This window comes from Litoribacillus peritrichatus (assembly GCF_039537985.1).
GTDB classification, from domain to species: domain Bacteria; phylum Pseudomonadota; class Gammaproteobacteria; order Pseudomonadales; family Litoribrevibacteraceae; genus Litoribacillus; species Litoribacillus peritrichatus.
The window spans coordinates 1,035,307-1,055,847 of the sequence record NZ_BAABBN010000004.1 but is presented as its reverse complement, the minus strand read 5'-3'; the positions used below and the strand labels follow the sequence as shown (position 1 = coordinate 1,055,847).

Genomic DNA, 20,541 nt, shown 5'->3' with positions numbered 1-20,541 from the left:
AATCATATCATAAACAAAACATATAAGAAGAAGACAATTAACAGGAAAAACAGATAAAGAAAGAAGCAGAATTGATAAGGAATCGGGTTCCTTCAGATAAAACTCGTTAAAAGAAAGCCCCTTGAAAGGAAAGCCCCTTGAAATAAATCAAGAGGCCAAACGAAATTAAAAGACTCGGTTCAAGCCGTTCAAAGCCGCAACACGATAGGCTTCCGCCATGGTTGGGTAATTGAACGTGGTATTTACAAAGTATTTAATCGTATTCAGTTCGCCAGGTTGATTCATAATGGCTTGACCAATATGCACAATCTCAGATGCCTGATCTCCAAAGCAATGAACCCCAAGGATTTCCAGCGTTTCTCTGTGGAACAGGATCTTTAACATACCGATCGGCTCACCGGTAATTTGCGCTCGAGCAGTATGTTGAAACTGTGCCTGACCCACTTCGTATGGCACTTTTTTAGCCGTCAACTGCTGTTCTGTTAAACCAACAGAGCTGATTTCCGGAATGGTATAAATACCCGTAGGTACGTCAGATACCATGTGAAATTCAGGGTCCTGCGCCATATCTTTGGACGCTGCTCGCCCCTGATCGTAAGAAGCACTGGCCAAACTAGGCCAACCGATCACATCACCTGCTGCGTATACGTGTTCTACGGCTGTGCGGTAGTGTTCATCCACTTCTAACTGGCCACGAGAGTTGGCTTCAAGACCTATATTTTCAAGATCCATATTATCCGTATTACCGGAGCGACCATTACACCAAAGGAAGGCGTCTGCCTTTAAACGCTTACCGGACTGAAGATTCAACACAACGCCGTTGTCTGTCGCTTCCAGTGAATCGAACTGTTCATTATGACGTACCATGACCCCATTATTTCGGAGGTGGTAGCCAAGCGCATCGGATATTTCACTATCAAGAAATGAGAGTAAGGTATCGGCCGGATTGATCAGATCAACCTTAACACCCAAGCCAACGAAGATTGACGCGTATTCAGAGCCAATCACACCTGCGCCGTAAATAATTAACGTACGCGGCGTATGTTGCAGCTCAAGTACGGAATCACTGTCATAAACGCGAGGATGATTAAAGTTGACTCCCGGTGGGTGCCAAGGGCGGGAGCCTGTCGCAATAACAAAGTTTTTTGCATGAAGACGATCCGCCGTATTCGAGCCACCCGTGACAGTAATGGTATTTTGATCTACGAACCTTGCATGGCCAAAATGAATGTCAATTCGATTTCTTGCGTAATGCTCTGTGCGAAGCTTAACCTGCTTCTGCATCACACGGCCAGCCCCCTTCAATACCTTTGGAAAAGAGAACCAGCGAGGCTCGCCAATATCACGAAACATTGGGTTAGTGTTAAATGTGATGATTTGTTTTACCGCATGACGTAACGCTTTGGACGGGATTGTTCCCTTATGCGTACAGTTACCACCAACTTGCGGCTGCACTTCAATCACAGCAACACGCTTACCTGCTTTTGCCGCATTAATCGCTGCACCTTCTCCTGCAGGACCAGAACCAATCACTACAACATCGTAATATAAATCCGCCATCAATTATTCCCTGTCTCCATAAGGCGTTGATTATTCATCCATCACCCTATCAATTAATTATTTTTGTTTCAGTTTAGTATGATTTCGGAAATTATTTTGCCGCATCATAAAACTGATGATCTTTTCCTTTCGCTTCGTTTTGCTGTCTTTGGTTTTCTTCTTCGCATTTCACCGGATTACCACCACATATGTCACACGCGGTATCCATTCCCAAAGCCGCCATACCGCCACATGAGCCTTTGAGGGGTTCTCGGCCCATGATAACGCCCACGGACATTCCCACGACCAAAATCAACATAACCGCAAAAGCAACCAACATAATTTCCATAGCCACACCACTTTCTAAATGCTTGTTTATGATTATTTAATCTAACAAGTATTGATTAAATTGTTCCGTACTCTCGACAGAAAAGTCCTGTTCCTTTTTTACAATCATATAGATCGCAAGACCTTCTGATTTTGCTAATGCGAGGGCTTTTTCCGGCCCCATCACATTTAACCCCGTGGCGATGGCATCAGCATACGCCACAGAGGAATGTAAAACACTGATCGAAGCCAATGAATGTTTAATTGGCTTTCCGGTTACAGGGTCAATGGTATGCGAATATCGCTGACCATCAACCTCATAATAGTTTCTGTAGTCGCCTGATGTTGCGATGGCAGCATCTTTCAACTCAACCACTTTATGTACTGAGTGACCAAGACCGCCACTCGGCTCTTCTACAGCCACTCTCCAGAGTTGATTATTCGGCTTAACACCCCTGGCTTTCAGTTCACCACCAATTTCAACCAAATAACTATCAATACCCATATTATCCAGCGTTTTGGCGGCCAAATCTACGGCATACCCTTTAGCAATTGCGGACAAATCCACATAGACCGGCTTTTCTTTACAGACGGTATTATTGCCTTTAAGTTCCAGAGATTGATACCCGACTTTAGTCGACTTTATCTTCGCTATTTCACGGTCATCAGGGATGACCTCAGGCTTGTAATTTGGGCCAAACCCCCACATGTTCACCAAGGGACCTATCGTGACATCAAACGCGCCATCGGTTGTTTTACTGATTTCCTGCGCCATTGAAATTACCTTGTAGGTATCTTCAGGGAACTGGTAACAACTGTTTTCAGGAAGACGATTGAATTCTGATAAGTTTGAATCTTGTTTGTAAGTCGACATCTGGGTATTAACTAATTCAATAGACGCCAATACCTGAGCATTAACAACTGCGTCTTCTTTTCCAGAAGTATTGATGTAAACCACACTGAAGGACGTCCCCATTGTAGGGCCGGAATAAGTTACTTTTTCAGGCAAGTCATGATTTAGGCTAACTTCCTGCGAGCCAATTTGCTCTTTTTCTGCTCTCTCTTCACTGAGAATACCGACAAGTAAAACCAAGCTACAAAGCGCTACCACAGCAATTAATTTATTCTGAGACAATGCTGAAACCTTTCAATTAACACAAATCGAATAAATAAAAAAAAGGCCGCAAATGCGGCCCTTTTTTAATTAACCACCAAAATCATCAAGTAAGATATTTTCAGGCTCTACACCCAAGTTCTCTAACATGTTGATTACAGCAGCGTTCATCATTGGAGGCCCACACATGTAGAACTCACAATCTTCCGGTGCCGGATGATCTTTAAGATACTCTTCATAAAGAACATTATGAATGAAGCCGGTCAAGCCTTCCCAGTTATCCTCTGGCTGAGGATCTGAAAGTGCAAGGTGCCAATCAAAGTTCTCATTTTCAGCCGCTAGCTGGTCGTACTCTTCATTATAGAAGGACTCACGCATAGAGCGCGCACCGTACCAGAAGCTGATCTTACGCTTACTGTTCAGACGCTTAAGCTGATCGAAGATGTGCGAACGCATCGGCGCCATACCCGCACCACCACCGATAAAGACCATTTCGTTATCAGTGTCTTTCGCGAAGAACTCACCAAATGGACCGTATACAGTGATCTTGTCACCTGGCTTCAGGTTAAACACGTAAGACGACATGATGCCTGGTGGGTGATCTGTTCCCGGAGGCGGTGTCGCAATACGAATATTGAACTTAACCAATCCACGCTCTTCTGGATAGTTCGCCATGGAATAAGCACGGATAACCGCTTCATTAACAATCGACTCATGCTTAAAGATGCCGAAGTGATCCCAGTCACCACGATATTCTTCAGGAATATCGAAGTCAGAGTACTTAACGTGATGCGGCGGACATTCCAGCTGAACATAACCACCTGCACGGAAGTCGACGTTTTCACCTTCAGGCAAACGTAGCGTAAGTTCTTTAATGAAGGTAGCAACGTTCGGGTTAGACTCAACCGTACATTCCCACTTCTTAACACCAAAGACTTCGTCTTCAACTTCAATCTTCATGTCTTGCTTCACAGCAACCTGACACGCAAGACGCCAGCCCTCTTGAGCTTCACGCTTAGTAAAGTAAGACGCCTCAGTAGGAAGCATGTCGCCGCCGCCTTCAAAAACCTTACACTTACACTGCGCACATGTACCGCCACCGCCACAAGCTGATGACAAAAATACATTTGACCCAGCCAGCGTTTGCAATAACTTACCACCCGCAGGCGTAACGATGGATTTATCATCATCGTCATTGATCGCGATAGTGACATCACCAGAGTTCACAAGTTTGGCACGGGCAGACAGAATTACTGCCACCAATGCCATAACGATCACTGTGAACATCACTACGCCGAGTATTACTTCAGTTCCTAACATTTATATACCCTCGTTATAGCGACACACTACAAAGAAATTCCGCCGAAAGACATAAAGCCCAGAGACATCAAACCAACACAGATAAAGGTAATACCCAATCCACGAAGACCTTCAGGAATGTCACTGTACTTCAGTTTTTCACGAATACCCGCAAGTGCAGTAATTGCCAATGCCCAACCAATACCGGCACCAACACCATAAACCACACTTTCACCGAACTGGTAATCACGCTCAACCATGAACAGTGATGCACCCATGATGGCACAGTTCACTGTAATCAACGGCAAGAACACACCCAGAGAGTTATAAAGTGACGGAATATACTTATCCAACACCATCTCCAGAATCTGAACCATCGCAGCGATTACACCGATGTAGCTCAAGAGACCCAGGAAGCTAAGATCTACTGTCGCATACTCAGGGCTAATCCAGGTTAATGCGCCTTCTTTCAGAAGGTAGGTATAAATCAGGTTATTTACGGGTACTGTAATGGCCAATACCACAATTACCGCAATACCAAGACCCAAAGAGGTTTGAATCTTCTTAGAGATCGCAATAAATGTACACATCCCCAGGAAGAAGGCCAAAGCCATGTTCTCAACGAAGATCGCACGCACTAAAAGACTTAAATAATGTTCCATTAGTAAGCCTCCTTAGACGTATTGCTGGCAATTTTGAAATCCGGAGCCTCTACCTGGTCTTTCTGGAAGGTTCTGAGTGCCCAGATGATTCCTCCAATCAGGAAGAATGCACTTGGCGGAAGCAACAGCAAACCGTTCGGGTTATACCAGCCGCCTTCAGTAACCAAAGGTAGAATCTCAATGCCGAACAACTTACCGGCACCGAACAATTCACGGAAGAAAGCAACAATAATCAGAATTGCAGAGTAACCAAGACCGTTACCGATACCATCCATGAAACTCATGAACGGGCCATTCTTCATTGCATATGCTTCCGCGCGCCCCATCACAATACAGTTTGTAATAATCAGACCAACAAATACCGAAAGCTGCTTACTGATTGAATAAGCAAAGGCTTTAAGCACCTGGTCCACCACGATTACCAAAGAAGCAATAATGGTCATCTGAACAATGATACGAATACTGCTAGGAATGTGCATACGGATAACAGAAACTGCCAGGTTAGAACACGCAGTTACCGCGATTACCGCCATACTCATTACAAGAGCCACATTCAAACTGGTTGTTACAGCCAACGCTGAACAGATACCCAGGATTTGAAGTGCAATCGGGTTGTTTTTTGCGACTGGTTCAGTCAATACCTGCCTTAATTCAGACATTGATTAGGCCTCCCCTGCTTTGTAGTTCTTTAGGAAAGGTGCAAAACCATTGCCACCCAGCCAGAACTTAATCAGATTAGTAACACCGTTACTGGTCAGTGTTGCGCCAGAAAGACCGTCCACCTGATGAAGTTTTTCAGCTTCAATCGCAGGATTCACACTACCTTTCTTAACTTTTGCAACAACACTTCCGTCAGTGTCATAAATGGTTTTACCAACCCACATTTTCTTCCAACGTGGATTATCAACTTCACCACCCAGACCAGGCGTTTCAGCGTGTGCATAGAAGCCCAAACCAGCCACTGTATTCAGGTCTGATTCAAGCGCTACGAAACCGTACAGCGTTGACCACAAACCATAGCCGTTTACTGGCAGGATCAAACGACCAGCGTTTTCTCCACCGACTACCTTATAAACAGTTGCTACGTTCTGCTTACGCTTAATAGAGGCGATATCTACCGCACCATCAAGCTTAGTTGAGAACTTAGGATCTTTTGCTGCTTTGTTTTGGTCATAATTTGGGAAAGGCGCATCTGTGAACTTGCCTGTGGCAAGGTCTACATACTTCTCTTCAATCTGACCAAACAACTCTTCAACGCGGGACTTCGACAGGCTTTCACCTGGCTCAGCCAAACCACCAATTGAAAGAATGTTACGCTGCATATCCAGAGCTTTGTTTGCAATTTGCGCAGGTTTCAACGCAATCGCTGCACCAGATACAATCACAGAACACACGATACAAAGAAGAAGTGCGACAGTGATAGTTTTTCCGATCGTATCGTTATTACTAGCCACGAGCTAACCTCCTCTTGATGTTTGCCTGAACTACGAAATGGTCAATCAAAGGTGCAAACAGGTTAGCGAACAAAATCGCCAACATCATGCCTTCCGGGAACGCAGGGTTAACGACGCGAATCAGAATAACCATGAAACCGATCAATGCACCAAAGTACCACTTGCCTTTGTCCGTCATGGAAGCAGAAACAGGGTCTGTCGCCATGAAGAACATACCAATGGCAAAACCACCAATGGTTAGGTGCCAATACCATGGAAGATCAAACATTGGGTTTGTTTCAGAACCCACACCATTCAACAGCAACGTAGTGGCTACCATGCCAATCAATACACCGGCAACGATTCGCCAGGAAGCAATACCCGTCATTAACAGCACACCGCCACCAATTAACAGCATAAGGGTTGAAGTTTCACCCATAGAACCCTGGATCGTACCAAAGAAGGTATCAGCCCAAGTTATGCCATTGGCAAGAATTGCATCAACGCCACCAACAGCAGCAAGACCTAACGGTGTTGCGCCAGAGAAACCGTCAACTGCAGTCCAGATTGCATCACCGGACATTTGCGCAGGATAAGCAAAGAACAAGAATGCACGACCTGTCAGTGCCGGGTTCAGGAAGTTCTTACCTGTACCACCGAAAACTTCTTTACCAATCACAACACCAAAGCTGATGCCTAAAGCAACCTGCCAAAGCGGGATTGAAGGAGGAAGAATCAACGCGAACAGGATAGAAGTAACAAAGAAACCTTCGTTCACTTCGTGACCACGAACCATGGCAAACAATACTTCCCAGAATCCACCCACTGCAAAGGCAGTTAAATAGATCGGTAGAAAGTAAGCCGCACCAAACATGAAGTTATCCAACATGCTTGCAGGGTCATGACCTGTAAAGAACATTGCATGCCAATCAGACGGTGCAGTACCCGTGCCTGCAGCAATGGCAGTGTTCGCCTGAAGACCGATATTCCACATTCCGTAGAACATTGCAGGCCATAGACACATCCAAACAGTGATCATCATACGTTTCAGGTCAATGCCGTCACGTACGTGCGCTGTCGTTTTTGTGGTACTTGAAGGTGAGTAGAAAATTGTATCTACCGCTTCAAAAAGTGCATACCACTTTTCGTACTTGCCCCCTTTATGGAATGAGGGCTCGATTTTGTCCAGGAAACCTCTAAGACTCACGATTAACCCTCCTTCTCAATGCGGGTTAGATTATCACGCAGGATTGGACCGTACTCGTATTTGCCAGGGCAAACAAAAGTACATAAAGCCAAATCTTCTTCGTCCAGTTCAAGCGCACCAAGTAACTGAGCCTGCTCTGTGTCACCAACGGCCAAAGAACGCAGCAATTGCGTTGGCAGAATATCCAAAGGCATTACTTTTTCGTAAAGACCTACAGGCACCATTGCTCGCTCACTACCATTAGTATTGGTATTGAAGTTAAACAAACGACTTGGAGCAAGTTTGGATAAATAGATATTCAGTAGTGAGAAACGTTGACTACCAGGAGATAACCACCCCATAAAGTCACGAGTATCACCTTCTTCAAGCACAGAAAGCTGCATGTGATAGCGACCAAGGTAGCTCACAGGTCCACGTGTAGCACGACCGCCAAACACTGAACCCGAGATTAGACGGTTATTGGTACCGTTCAACTCGCCTTCAGTCAGGTCATTTACATTTGCGCCAATACGAGTACGAACCAAACCTGGGTTCTTAACCTGTGGGCCAGCCAATGCAACAACGCGCTCAACATCAAGGCGACCCGTAGTAAATAAATTACCAATCGCGATCACATCTTGATAGTTCACAGACCAAACTGTCTTAGTAGCACTAACAGGGTCCAAATTATGAATATGCGTTCCAGGCAAACCCGCTGGATGCGGACCGTCGAATGAAGCAACTTCAATTTTTGCATCGCCAGATACCGGAGTATTCGCTCCGCCCGCCTGACACACAAACACCTTACCATCAGTTAGCTTAGCTAAAAGCTGAAGACCCTGCTTAAATGCAGATTCTTTTTCCTGAATGATAACTTGTGGGTCTGCTGCCAACGGGTTGGTATCCATTGCCTGCACAAAAACAGATGAAGGCACAGAGCCAACCTCTGGTACCTTACTGAAAGGTCTTGTACGCAATGCAGTCCACATGCCGGAATTAACAAGGTTTTCTTGAACCTGTTCACGACTTAAACCAGCGATTTCAGACTCGCTGACTTTCAAAAATTCTACTGCGTCGTCACCATTCACTTCGATCACAACGGACTGTAGAACTCGTTTCTCCCCTCGGTTGATTTCAACCACAGTACCGGAAGCAGGTGCTGTATATAGCACACCCTCAGTTTTCTTATCGTTAAAAAGTACCTGACCACACTTAACCTGTTCTCCTACAGCTACCGCCATAGTTGGTTTCATGCCGTTGTAGTCAAAACCTACAACCGCAACAGTGCGAACGGATTTACCTTCACGAATAGACTGCTCAGGACTTCCAGTGATGGGAAGATCAAGGCCACGCTTAAGCTTTATCATTCGTTTGCCTAGTCTCTCATCAAAGCGCGCTTAGTATCCATTCTGACGTGGATATTTAGCATGCTAATAAACTTTCAGGGGTTTCCCCCACCCAAAAATCCGCAAGATTATATCTAAATGGTCATACCCCTACTACCATTCAAATCAATATTTTTCGTTAAAAATTAAGACCGTAGTGCAGTTTTCATACAGCACCTACAAAAATGGCCACATATCACTCAGATATGCGGCCATTTAAAGAGTAGCAGAACAATTTAGAGGGGCTAAGATTTAGCTCAGTCTATTTTATTAATTGCCACCCAAACGTTTTCTATAGCAATTATTTATATTCAGGGAACTTGCAACCTGCAACCTGCTCAAGAATACGAACAACCTGACAGCTATAACCGAACTCATTATCGTACCAAACATAAAGTACAGCTTTATCGCCATTTACGATGGTTGCTTTACCGTCTACGATGCCTGCCTTACGTGAACCCACAAAGTCAGAAGAAACAACTTCCGGTGAATCCACATAATCAACCTGCTGCTGAAGATCAGAATATAGCGCTGTATGGCGCAAATACGCATTCACTTCTTCAACGGTTGTTTCTTTCTTAAGAGAAAGATTCAGAATCGCCATGGAAACATTCGGTGTTGGTACACGAATCGCGTTACCCGTCAGCTTGCCTTCCATTTCAGGAAGCGCTTTAGATACTGCCTTCGCTGCACCCGTTTCAGTAATTACCATATTCAATGGCGCTGAACGGCCACGACGGTCTGCACTGTGGTAATTATCAATCAAGTTCTGGTCATTCGTGTAGGAATGAACTGTCTCCACGTGACCATGATGAATACCAAACTCATCATTAATTGCCTTCAAAACAGGCGTAATTGCGTTTGTTGTACAAGATGCAGCAGAAATCAGCTTATCAGAATCTTCGATGCAATCACTGTTGATTCCGTAAACGATGTTCTTCATGTCACCCTTACCAGGTGCAGTCAAGATTGCCTTTTCAACACCACGAGCTTCCAAGTGCTGAGAAAGACCATCGACATCGCGCCAGATACCCGTGTTATCAACCACGATCGAATCTTTAATACCATACGCTTCGTAATCCACTGTCTCAGGCGAGCTAGAGTAAATCACTTTGATGAAGTGACCGTTTGCGATGATGCCGCAGTTTTCTTCGTCTACTGTGATTGTGCCCTGGAAAGAACCATGAACAGAGTCACGACGAAGCAGGCTTGCACGCTTTTCAAGATCCTTGCCCTTGCCCTTACGAACTACGATCGCACGAAGACGTAAGTTTTCACCACTGCCCGCCTTCTCAATCAAAATACGCGCAACCAAACGACCAATACGGCCAAAACCGTAAAGAACAACATCGCGTCCTTCATGTTTTTCGTCAGCACAGTTCAAACCAGCCAACTCAGCAGTAACGAATTCAAGGACATTTACATCTGCCGGCTGCTTGCTCAAACGATAGCCCAACTTACCTACATCAATGCGAGCGTTACGAATACCAAGCTCAAGTAACGCCTCAACTACTTTCAGAGTGTCTACAACAGAAAGCTCTGAATCTTCGATACGACGAGCAGCACGATGTGATTTAAGGATATGAATAACAGAACGGTTTACCAAAGAGCGACCATAAACTGTCGCGATCACGTTACGATCACGGCTCAGTTTACCAACCAACGGAATCATGGTTTCAGCTACTTCTTCACGCTTTTTCCAATCAGAAAAATGAGTTTCTGTAATATCAGTCACAAGGGCACCTTTTAAAACAAAACAGGTTTGACACTATGCCAAACAAAAAGTGAATACCGATTGATCACTCATGGCTCAACTTTCCGTGATCGCCATATAATTCAATCAGCATGAAAAAATCGCGCACATTATCTTTTGAATGTACTCAAAACGCAACTTTGTTGGCCCGAAAAGCCTCATTTATCTGCTAAATGAACATTTATTGTCGACTCCAGACTAGATCACGATCCTCAATCAGGTAGAATAATGCGCCATCAAAACCAGCTTTAAACCACTCTTCCAGCCATAACACGATATTCAGCAGGATGCCTTAGCTATATGTTATTCAGTGATGACACTTTGTTAGACTCAGCCAAACCCGGAGACCATAAGCGCTACGGCCAAGTTATTGGTTCCGCCAAAGCATTACTTGTAGCACAAAGCATTGAAAAAACATCCGGCATCGGACTGGTCATCACGGAAAACAACAGCCAGGCAAACCAACTCACTGAAGAGCTTAAATTTTTCAGTAAAGGCCAATCCACCATTATTAACTTCCCTGATTGGGAAACCTTGCCTTACGACAGCTTCTCTCCCCATCAGGACATCATTTCTGATCGATTAAAAACGCTGGATCAGCTGGGCAAAATCAAACAAGGCATACTGGTCATCTCAGCCCAGACTCTGATGCAGCGAGTGCCACCGGAAAGCTTCATTGGCCGTTACGTTTTTTCCATCAAAAATGGCGCCACGCTTGATCTAAACAAACTGAAAGAGAAACTGGCACACGCTGGTTATCAGCACGTAGATACCGTCTACGAACACGGCGAGTTTTCTATTCGCGGCTCCATCATTGACCTTTACCCGATGGGCCACGACACCCCTTACCGAATCGAACTGTTTGATGATGAAATTGAAAGCCTGAGAAGTTTCGACCCGGAAAACCAACGCTCCATTGAAAAGCATGAAGAAATAAACCTGCTGCCTGCCAGAGAATTCCCTTGCGACGATAAAAGCCTGAAAGCTTTTCGCGCAGTATGGCGTGACCGATTTGAGCAATCACATAAAGCGCCTATTCTGAAAGACCTTCAAAACAACCTGATTCCGGCAGGCATTGAATATTACCAACCACTATTCTTTGATCACATGGCAACGCTGCTTGATTACATACCAGAGCACGCCTGCATTTTTCTTTACAGCGACATCAACAACAGCCTGGATAAGTTCTGGAATGACATTGAACAGAGACACGAAAGTCTCAGTCACGACATAGAGCGCCCTATCATTCAGCCAGAAGAGCTGTATGCAAAACCGCAGAGCCTCCTTTCTCAACTGAAAGATTTTCAGCGTATTACTCTGACGGAAGAAACCATCAAAGAACAAGCAGGAAGAATCAACCTGCCCACAGAAAAAGCACCGGACTTAAGCGTAGACCACCGGCTGAGCGAACCTTACAGCCGAGTCATCCAGTTCAGTAAGGAGTTTGATGGCACGATTGCACTTATCCCGGATTCTCCTGGCCGCCGGGAAACACTCACGGAATACCTTAAAGCCGCCGGCATTAAAACCAGACCCGTCAACAACTGGCGAGAACTCACCGAAGCCAGCAAGGACGAAATCCAGCTGCTCATCGCCCCTCTTTCTCAGGGGGTTATTTTTAATGAGCGCTCACTGGCCTTAATTACCGAACAAGAGCTTTTTGGCCACAGCGTCAGCCAGACACGCCGCGCCACCAAAACGGAAGACCACAGCGACCAGGTCATTAAAAACCTGACCGAACTTAAAATTAACGCCCCCGTTGTTCACCTGGATCACGGTGTCGGCCGATACCGAGGCCTGGAAACGATTGAGCTGGAAGGCCAGGCCAATGAGTTTTTAATCCTTGAGTACGCCGACGACGCCAAACTGTATGTTCCGGTCAACAACCTACATATGATCGCTCGTTATTCGGGGTCAAGCGACGAAAACGCGCCCATCAATAAACTGGGTTCAGAGCGATGGAGCCAAGCAAAGCGAAAAGCCGCCGAGAAAGCCCGTGACGCAGCCGCACAACTTCTGGATATCTACGCACGTCGTGCCGCTAAAAAAGGCTTCCAGTTTGACCTTCCCGACGACAGCTATCGTCAGTTCGCAGCCAACTTCCCATTTGAAGAAACCCCCGATCAGGCACAAGCCATTAACGCCGTCATACAAGACATGCACAAACCCACTCCTATGGATCGACTGGTTTGTGGTGACGTAGGCTTCGGCAAAACAGAAGTCGCTATGCGCGCTGCCTTTATGGCTGTTCAATCCGGCAAACAAGTGGCCGCCCTGGTTCCCACCACACTGCTTGCTCAGCAACATTATGAAAGCTTTCGAGACCGCTTTGCAGACTGGCCGGTAAAGGTGGAAGTTTTATCTCGTTTTAAAACCGCAAAAGAACAAAACACTGCCATCCAGCAACTCAAAGAAGGCAAGATTGATATTTTGGTCGGTACACACAAAATCATCAACGCCGATGTGACATTCAAGAATCTCGGCCTTCTTATCATTGATGAAGAGCACCGCTTTGGTGTTCAGCAGAAAGAAAAACTGAAATCGCTTCGGTCCGACGTAGACATACTGACACTCACAGCAACCCCGATTCCCCGAACTCTGAACATGTCCATGTCTGGCATCCGGGATTTATCCATCATTGCCACACCGCCAGCCAAGCGCCTTTCAGTGAAAACCTTCGTTCGGCAACGGGACGACACGACGGTTCGCGAAGCCTTACTGCGTGAGGTCTTACGTGGCGGCCAGGTTTACTACCTTCACAACGAAGTAAAAACCATAGAGAAAGTCACTCAGGATCTTAAAGAATTGATGCCTGAAGCACGCGTTGAGTTTGCACACGGCCAAATGCGAGAGTCTGAGCTTGAGCGCATCATGTCCGATTTTTATCACAGACGCTTCAATATTCTGGTCTGCACCACCATCATTGAAACCGGCATTGACGTTCCGAACGCCAATACCATCATCATTGAGCGCGCCGATAAATTTGGCCTGGCTCAATTACACCAACTTCGTGGGCGCGTGGGCAGATCACACCACCAAGCATATGCCTACTTATTGACTCCACCGCCTCGCAGCCTGACCAAAGACGCAGTGAAACGCCTGGAAGCCATCAGCGCAGCCGACACACTAGGCGCTGGCTTCACTCTGGCAACGCATGACCTGGAAATACGTGGCGCAGGTGAATTACTGGGTGATGACCAAAGCGGACAAATCGAAGGCGTTGGCTTTACTCTTTATATGGAACTTCTTGAGGACGCAGTCAAAGCCATCAAGGAAGGAAAAGAACCCAACCTTGATAAACCCTTACAGCAATCAACCGACATCAACCTTAAGCTGCCTGCACTCATCCCAAATGACTACCTACCAGACGTACACGAACGCCTGATCATCTATAAACGAATAGCCAACGCCAAAGACAAAACAACGCTTCACGACCTGAAAGTAGAAATGATCGACCGCTTTGGTTTATTGCCTGACGCCACAAAAAACCTGTTCCGGGTTACTGAGTTACGACTCAAAGCCGAACGACTTGGCATCGACAAAATTGAAGCCGGTGCAAAATCAGGCAAAATGGTCTTCGCGTCAGACACATCCGTAGACACCTTCACAATCGTTACTATGATGCAGTCCCAGCCACAAAAATATCGCCTTCAGGGTGGCAACCAACTGCAATTTACGTTAGATATGGACAAAATAGACCGCCGCTTTCAAGCCATCGACACACTGCTTAATGAATTAGCACCAAAGGAATAAACCTTGAAAATAACGTTAACACCACTAGCCGTTGCACTTTCTTTGTCTGCATTTTTATTTTGTTCGCCAAGCAGAGCAGAAAATGACATCAATGCATCCGAGCTGTCAAAAGACCTACAGAGAATTCCAACACATACCCAGCCCAACACAGTTGCGCCATCCAACGACTCACTAAAAGAGCCCCTTGAACCACTGAGCGACTGGTTTAAAGTAGAAGTCGTCATTTTCAAGCACCTCAACTCCCCGGTTACAGAGGTTTTTCCAACGCATGTGGATTTTCAGCCACCCGCAGCTAAGCTACTTCAACTTTCCGGGTTTGATTACCCACCAGAATTCAATGAGATGGCCCAACGCAAAGAAATATCCTACTCAAATCAACGAGCGATTTTAACACCCAAGATTTCCGATCAAAGCGAGCCAACACCAGAAACAGACGCACAACCCCCAGCCTCAAACACAATAAGCTACCACCAGGAACCCCTCGAACTACTGGCCGGAGCGCACAGACAACTCAACAAAAACCCAAACTATGAAGTTTTAATAAGCACCGCCTGGAAGCAGCCTATGGTAGAAAAAGGTGACGCGCCGACAATGCACTTAGTCGCAGGAAACTGGTTTGACAATGAACCTGAATTCGAAGGCTTTCTTAAAATAAGCAAACAAAGATACCTGCACGCCTACGCAGATCTTTTTTTACACAGATACAGCTTAAAAACGGAAGTGGAGCTAACGGATACCAAGCCCTTGTTTAGCGGCATTCAACCACCAGAATCCACACAAGGACTTCAACACCACCATGTAAACTTGTTTGACCTGTCCTCTGTAGTCAATGAAAACCTATACAGTGAAGACACCACAAAAGAGTCAAAATACATTTCAAGCGAAGTCTTCTACATTTCAGAAGACAGAATAATGAAACACTCTAAAGACTTGTACTACCTGGATCACCCTAAGCTTGGTGCTCTAATTAAAGTCACTCCAATCGACCAACTTAAAGCAGAAGAATAGAAAAACCAAAAACAGTGTGAGGCACCTGAACCTGTGCTCAAGCCTCACACTAGGCTATCTAAATACAAAAAGCCATCTAAATACAATCAACCACAACCCAAAGACCCAAACTACAGGCCAAGCGATTGATAATATTCAATAAATTCAGACTTTGTCACTTCTCCAACAAGACGACCTATCTCTTTACCTGCTCCATCATAAAACAAAAAAGCCGGCGGCCCGAATAACTGCTCCGCCTTCAAAAAATTCGCGTTTTCAGTGGAAACATCCGTAATATCAACTTTAATCAGCTTAACGTTCGACATCATCGCCCGAACATCATCCTTAACCAGAATTTCAGCCTCCATCACAAAACAGGAAACACACCAATCAGCCAATACATCCAGCATAACCGGTTGATTATTAGCGACAGCATTGCTCATTTCTCGCGTTAACTCCGCCCCCGGCAACACAGTAACTGCATCCAGCTTAGCAACAGACGATTGCTCAGAAGAACTCCCTGCCACAACCAAACCCGCTAAAGGCTGAATAAAACTGGCTTTACCCGACAACCCGGACACAGCCAACGCAACCGAATACAAAAAGACCACCAAAAGCACACCACGATACAGGCCGTTTGTCGCACTATTTAGCGCACCAGCCCATACTGCATAAACCAGAAGTATTACTGCGGTCACAAGTACCATCACATCCAAGGAGATCAGGTGTTTTACGATATACAAAGCCATAAGCAATAACATCACACCAAATATCACCTTTACCTGACCCATCCAGGCTCCGGTTTTTGGTATAACATTCCGACCACCCAAGGCAATAGCCACCAGCGGAACGCCCATTCCGAGCGCCATCGCAAACAGTGCCGCCCCACCTAACAACATATCCTGCGTCGTACTTATGTAAATTAAAACACCGGCCAGCGGCCCGGAAACACAAGGAGAAACCACAAGCGCCGAGATAATACCCAACACCAAACACCCGAATAAACCATGATTACGAGAATCATCACCCACTACCAACAATCGGCTCCTAATCACTTCAGGAAGCTGAAGCTCATACAATCCAAACATTGACATTGCTAAGACGATAAATAAGAAGGCAAACACACCAACGACAACCGGCTGCTGCAACCAGGCCTGCATCTGAACCGCATCACCCAAACCCGCCATAGCAACACCCAACAAACTGTAGGTGATCGCCATCCCCAACACATAAGTAATTGCTGATAGCGCCGGAGAGCCCTTTCCGTTGTCCCGGTGATTAACCACCACAGAACTCAAAATGGGCAACATAGGCAAAACACAAGGTGTGAACGCAAGGCCAAGCCCTATTCCAAAGAAAGCCAGTACAACCCAAAACAAGCCCTTTCCTGCCAAATCCAGCCCTGCGCCTTCAGAAACAACAGACGCTTGCTTCCCAGAGCCATCAGCCACAGCAGCTGCAACCTTATTTAAATCATTACTGGCACCCCCTTCTTCTGTGGGTTGAGTCCAATAAACCTTCTTTATGGTTGGCGGGTAACACAAACCCGCATCCGCGCACCCCTGATACCGAACGGTCAGATCACCCTCAGCACCCGGCTTTGTTTTAACCGCCCATTCTTGATAAAACACCTCCACCAAACCAAAAGCCGGGTCATCTTTGGTCTTGGAATTGCCTTCAACGGTCTCATATTCAAGCTTATTACCAGTGGCATCTTTGACCGAGAACCGGTCAAGGTAGAGGTAATAACCCTCAGTGATTTTCCAACGTAGCAAAAGCGAATCACCAACCACTTCAGATTCAAAAACAAACGCCTTATCGACCGGCAGAAATTCAGGCTCGGATTGCTCAAACAAGTTGAGCCCTCCCTTGTTATTTCCCCATAAACTGCCCTGCTCAGCACTCGCAACCGCAGACAAAAATACAGAGAAACAAGTCAACACAACCAGAAACCACTGGCGACATCTTTCAGCTAACATACAAAGGAGGTCTCTATTTATAAAAACAAGGATTAAATGGGCATACAGAGAGCAGAACTTCCTTCTGCCCTCTGCCATAACGCAAACAAACTTAAAGAATGGACTCAAGAGCAGGTATTTAGTTCCCTGGTATTTACCTCAGGCAACACCCCTTCCGGCAAATGTATCGTCTGAGTCGGAAACGCCATATCAGCACCATGTTTATGAACAATTTCCATAATTTTCAACAACACATTTTCCTTAACTTTATGAAACTCAACCCAGTCCGTAGTTTTGGTGAAGGTGTACACAAAGAAATCCAACGAGTGCGAACCAAACGAATTGAAATTAACAATCAGAGTCTGATTTGTATCAATATCCTCGTGGCCCCGCAGCATTTCACGTACTTCTTCAACGATCGCTGTTACTCGCTTAGCATCATCGTATCGAACCCCTATCGTTTCGTAGATCCGACGATTTAACATTCTTGACGGGTTTTCCACCGAAATATTGGCAAACGTCGAGTTTGGAACATACAAAGGACGCTTATCGAACGTTCGAATCCGGGTCAAGCGCCAGCCTATATCCTCAACGGTTCCCTCAATATTCTTATCCGGCGAACGCACCCAGTCCCCCACCTTAAACGGCCGGTCAAGATAGATCATCAACCCACCAAAGAAATTGGCCAGCAAGTCTTTCGCAGCAAAACCAACGGCAATACCACCCACACCACCAAAGGCCAGAATTCCCGAAATACTTACACCCGCCGTCTGCAAAACAACCAGTGCAGCAATAACAACTACAATTGCCTTAAGGGCTTTGCCCAGCGCATGCACTGTCGTCAAATCCATCGGCTTACTCAATCGAGTCGGGTCAACCAGCACCCTCTCTGCCTGCTTAATAAAGCGAAGAGCGAACCAACAAATGATCAATACAACAAACAGGGTGTACTTTTCGGGCTGAACATAATCAATTAAAGAAGAAACCGCTTCGCCTTGGGTGTTTCGCTCTACCACATCGAACGACAAAATTGCAGCAACAATCCAAACAGATACCTTGGCAGGTTTACGCGCTGCATAGATCAGCGAATCATCCCACAAGTTTTTGGTTTTATCCGTCTGTACCTCTGCCACATTTAGCAATTGATTAATGATAAAACTTGCAATCGCCGACACCACAAAAATCGACATCACAATCCAAACCCACGCATAACCAGAAGACCAGCCCAACCATTCCTGAGCCATAATCCAATCTTCCATGGTCATATACTTTCCCCCAATAAAATTAACATCAAATTCAACCCACTATCTTCCACATAACGCCCATCAATTGCAAAAACAAACCCTCAATCTTCACGATTCAGACTCTCTGGCAGCAAACCACATTTTTTCAAGCAAATGATTAGCCTCTTCTGCCGTTTTAATAGCCGACTCGAATTCCGATTCAGACAACCCCTTGAACCGAGGTAAGCGATGCACTTCTGACAACGAACAACCAAACTTAGCAATCAACGCTGCACCATCCGACCATGGATTACCAATGCCCGAGTACTCCCAATCAATCAAGGTATATTGACTCCCCAACTTCAGGATGTTTTCAGGATGCAAATCCTGGTGAACCAAACATAAGCCTACATCCGGCAAACTGCGCCACAACTGATCCAGCCAACGAACATGATCCACACCTTGCTGATCTCCCCTCCCATTAAACTCATCCAGATATTTAACCAATAGCGATTCATAACTGTACACTGGCCCTAGTGACAACTGCTGCATACTTTCTACAATCGAGAGCACCGCATTTAAGTTAAGTTCTGACGGCATCAATTCAGGACTGCCATGATAAGCCATTAACAACCAGCCTCCGCCCAAATCATTCTCAATCACAACCGGCGCCCAGGAAGCCGAGCCTAAACCGGTTAAAATCTCAGACTCAACAACCCTCGACGCACCAAATGCCGATTGTCTGGCCGCATTAATCCTCAACACAAGCCTCTGAACATCGCCCAAACGCTGTTGAACGCCTAAAGGCAACGAACGTTTAAGGTTCATATAGTCGCCCGCATCCAAATCAGCCGTAAAAATTTGATTCGTCGAATCCGATTTTTTATAGACAACCTCATCCAATGGCTCCCAAACCAACGACAGCCCCAAAAACCGATCAACTTGCTCAAGTACACTTATAGGCATCTACTTACAATCCAATCCACAAACCCAACTCGACAGCGCAATACTCAATAAAAACACGCCAACCATAGCAATTTTTTTAAACCGCACACTGACATACATCACAGACTTAATTTGCCATTTCAGCAAACGAATCCAGAGAATAAAACGCAAACTCCAATTATTCGCACAAATTGCCCCTAAACCACCCCCTGACGGCCGATTCTCCCTCATCCAGCCACACCAGCTGCTAAACTAAACTCAAAGAAAGGTCATTTTCTTACATGAGGAGGAGACAATTATGTCCATTGCTCATAATCTGGCCACCTATCTAGATGACCAGGCAATTCACTACTCAACGATCCACCACCCTGAGAGCAGTTGTTCCGCCGACAGCGCTCGATCCGCCAACATTCCACTCCATCAAATGATTAAAGCCATTCTGCTCAAACAGGGAAACAACTACCTTGTGGCACTCATTCCCGCAGACCACAGGCTTGACCTCAGAAAAATAAACCAAAACAGACAGAACCACTGGAGCAAGGCCAACCAAAACGATTTAAATAAAGTTTTTCAGGACTGCCAGCCAGGTGCCATTCCCGGCGTACCTTCCGCTTATCACCTCTCGGCACTATGGGATTCCACCATCGCTAAAAACGAACATGTATATATGGAATCCGGGAATCACGAAGAACTGATATCCATGTCCAAACGACAGTTCTTATCCCTGATAGCCACCCAGCAGAATGGAGAGTTCAGCCACCTCTCAGCAGGCTACCCACCCTCCAGCGCACAGTTCGACCCTGAAGATAACGGTGCAGAATTCTGAACCCAGCCATTCTTCCTTGCTTGACCTGATACCCACATCAGTACAAGCAAGGAAAGCTCAACCTCTCAGCCATATCCTCACTCAACCCAACCAAATCAACACACACCACCCAATAAATTTAAACATTCATTTGAAATTTTCATTATTTAAG

The 20,541-nt window shown here is 45.7% G+C and carries 16 protein-coding genes; 3 read left to right on the top strand and 13 right to left on the bottom strand.

What is annotated here, in order from left to right; all coding sequences use genetic code 11:
• Positions 1–165: 165 nt before the first annotated feature.
• From sthA to ABD744_RS05950, 10 genes are all read right to left on the bottom strand, one after another.
• On the bottom strand, positions 166–1,560 hold the full coding sequence (gene sthA, locus ABD744_RS05995; RefSeq protein WP_344796445.1) for a Si-specific NAD(P)(+) transhydrogenase: 1,395 nt from the start codon (positions 1,558–1,560) through the stop codon (positions 166–168).
• A 91-nt stretch (positions 1,561–1,651) separates the two neighbouring features.
• Positions 1,652–1,888 (bottom strand): (Na+)-NQR maturation NqrM, encoded by a 237-nt coding sequence (gene nqrM / locus ABD744_RS05990; RefSeq protein WP_344796442.1) that lies wholly within the window; start codon positions 1,886–1,888, stop codon positions 1,652–1,654.
• Between the two features lie 36 nt (positions 1,889–1,924).
• A complete protein-coding gene (locus ABD744_RS05985; RefSeq protein WP_344796440.1) occupies positions 1,925–3,001 on the bottom strand; it encodes an FAD:protein FMN transferase in 1,077 nt (358 codons plus the stop codon).
• Positions 3,002–3,070: 69 nt separating this feature from the next.
• Complete coding sequence (gene nqrF / locus ABD744_RS05980) at positions 3,071–4,300, bottom strand: NADH:ubiquinone reductase (Na(+)-transporting) subunit F (protein WP_344796438.1); 1,230 nt, start codon at positions 4,298–4,300, stop codon at positions 3,071–3,073.
• Positions 4,301–4,326: 26 nt separating this feature from the next.
• Positions 4,327–4,941, bottom strand: a complete 615-nt coding sequence (gene nqrE, locus ABD744_RS05975; protein ID WP_344796436.1) for an NADH:ubiquinone reductase (Na(+)-transporting) subunit E — start codon at positions 4,939–4,941, stop codon at positions 4,327–4,329.
• Entirely contained in the window at positions 4,941–5,600 is a 660-nt protein-coding gene (locus tag ABD744_RS05970; RefSeq protein WP_344796434.1) for an NADH:ubiquinone reductase (Na(+)-transporting) subunit D, read from the bottom strand. Before ABD744_RS05970 ends, nqrE begins: the two co-directional genes overlap by 1 nt.
• A 3-nt stretch (positions 5,601–5,603) precedes the next feature.
• The gene (locus ABD744_RS05965) at positions 5,604–6,395 is read right to left on the bottom strand and encodes a Na(+)-translocating NADH-quinone reductase subunit C (RefSeq protein ID WP_344796432.1); all 792 of its coding nucleotides are present in this window, start codon (positions 6,393–6,395) and stop codon (positions 5,604–5,606) included.
• Positions 6,388–7,581: an NADH:ubiquinone reductase (Na(+)-transporting) subunit B gene (locus ABD744_RS05960; RefSeq protein ID WP_344796430.1), complete on the bottom strand. Its 1,194-nt coding sequence runs from the start codon at positions 7,579–7,581 to the stop codon at positions 6,388–6,390. Before ABD744_RS05960 ends, ABD744_RS05965 begins: the two co-directional genes overlap by 8 nt.
• A 2-nt stretch (positions 7,582–7,583) precedes the next feature.
• Positions 7,584–8,927 carry a Na(+)-translocating NADH-quinone reductase subunit A gene (locus ABD744_RS05955; protein WP_344796428.1) on the bottom strand — a complete coding sequence of 448 codons (1,344 nt, stop codon included), beginning with the start codon at positions 8,925–8,927 and terminating at the stop codon, positions 7,584–7,586.
• A 319-nt stretch (positions 8,928–9,246) separates the two neighbouring features.
• Positions 9,247–10,671, bottom strand: coding sequence for a glyceraldehyde-3-phosphate dehydrogenase (locus tag ABD744_RS05950; RefSeq protein WP_425562149.1), 1,425 nt, complete (start codon positions 10,669–10,671; stop codon positions 9,247–9,249).
• Positions 10,672–10,998: 327 nt separating this feature from the next.
• Between ABD744_RS05950 and mfd the strand changes: the two genes are divergently transcribed.
• Entirely contained in the window at positions 10,999–14,451 is a 3,453-nt protein-coding gene (gene mfd, locus ABD744_RS05945) for a transcription-repair coupling factor (RefSeq protein ID WP_344796424.1), read from the top strand.
• 3 nt (positions 14,452–14,454) lie between these two features.
• The gene (locus ABD744_RS05940; protein WP_344796422.1) at positions 14,455–15,459 is read left to right on the top strand and encodes a CsiV family protein; all 1,005 of its coding nucleotides are present in this window, start codon (positions 14,455–14,457) and stop codon (positions 15,457–15,459) included.
• 110 nt (positions 15,460–15,569) lie between these two features.
• Here the strand turns inward: ABD744_RS05940 and dsbD are convergent, their stop codons facing one another.
• The 3 genes from dsbD to ABD744_RS05925 all read right to left on the bottom strand — a co-directional run bounded on the left by dsbD (position 15,570) and on the right by ABD744_RS05925 (position 19,585).
• Positions 15,570–17,417, bottom strand: coding sequence for a protein-disulfide reductase DsbD (gene dsbD / locus ABD744_RS05935; RefSeq protein ID WP_344796420.1), 1,848 nt, complete (start codon positions 17,415–17,417; stop codon positions 15,570–15,572).
• A 104-nt stretch (positions 17,418–17,521) separates the two neighbouring features.
• Positions 17,522–18,661 carry a mechanosensitive ion channel family protein gene (locus tag ABD744_RS05930; protein WP_344796418.1) on the bottom strand — a complete coding sequence of 380 codons (1,140 nt, stop codon included), beginning with the start codon at positions 18,659–18,661 and terminating at the stop codon, positions 17,522–17,524.
• 87 nt (positions 18,662–18,748) lie between these two features.
• Positions 18,749–19,585: a phosphotransferase gene (locus ABD744_RS05925; protein ID WP_344796416.1), complete on the bottom strand. Its 837-nt coding sequence runs from the start codon at positions 19,583–19,585 to the stop codon at positions 18,749–18,751.
• Between the two features lie 277 nt (positions 19,586–19,862).
• Between ABD744_RS05925 and ABD744_RS05920 the strand changes: the two genes are divergently transcribed.
• Positions 19,863–20,390: an aminoacyl-tRNA deacylase gene (locus ABD744_RS05920; RefSeq protein WP_344796414.1), complete on the top strand. Its 528-nt coding sequence runs from the start codon at positions 19,863–19,865 to the stop codon at positions 20,388–20,390.
• The last annotated feature ends 151 nt before the right edge of the window (positions 20,391–20,541 follow it).

Bases quoted from the DNA above. Each gene is read 5' to 3' on its own strand.
- sthA (WP_344796445.1), bottom strand. From the start codon at position 1,560: ATGGCGGATTTATATTACGATGTTGTAGTGATTGGTTCTGGTCCTGCA.
- nqrM (WP_344796442.1), bottom strand. From the start codon at position 1,888: ATGGAAATTATGTTGGTTGCTTTTGCGGTTATGTTGATTTTGGTCGTG.
- nqrF (WP_344796438.1), bottom strand. From the start codon at position 4,300: ATGTTAGGAACTGAAGTAATACTCGGCGTAGTGATGTTCACAGTGATC.
- nqrE (WP_344796436.1), bottom strand. From the start codon at position 4,941: ATGGAACATTATTTAAGTCTTTTAGTGCGTGCGATCTTCGTTGAGAAC.
- ABD744_RS05970 (WP_344796434.1), bottom strand. From the start codon at position 5,600: ATGTCTGAATTAAGGCAGGTATTGACTGAACCAGTCGCAAAAAACAAC.
- ABD744_RS05955 (WP_344796428.1), bottom strand. From the start codon at position 8,927: ATGATAAAGCTTAAGCGTGGCCTTGATCTTCCCATCACTGGAAGTCCT.
- mfd (WP_344796424.1), top strand. From the start codon at position 10,999: ATGTTATTCAGTGATGACACTTTGTTAGACTCAGCCAAACCCGGAGAC.
- dsbD (WP_344796420.1), bottom strand. From the start codon at position 17,417: ATGTTAGCTGAAAGATGTCGCCAGTGGTTTCTGGTTGTGTTGACTTGT.
- ABD744_RS05930 (WP_344796418.1), bottom strand. From the start codon at position 18,661: ATGACCATGGAAGATTGGATTATGGCTCAGGAATGGTTGGGCTGGTCT.
- ABD744_RS05925 (WP_344796416.1), bottom strand. From the start codon at position 19,585: ATGCCTATAAGTGTACTTGAGCAAGTTGATCGGTTTTTGGGGCTGTCG.
- ABD744_RS05920 (WP_344796414.1), top strand. From the start codon at position 19,863: ATGTCCATTGCTCATAATCTGGCCACCTATCTAGATGACCAGGCAATT.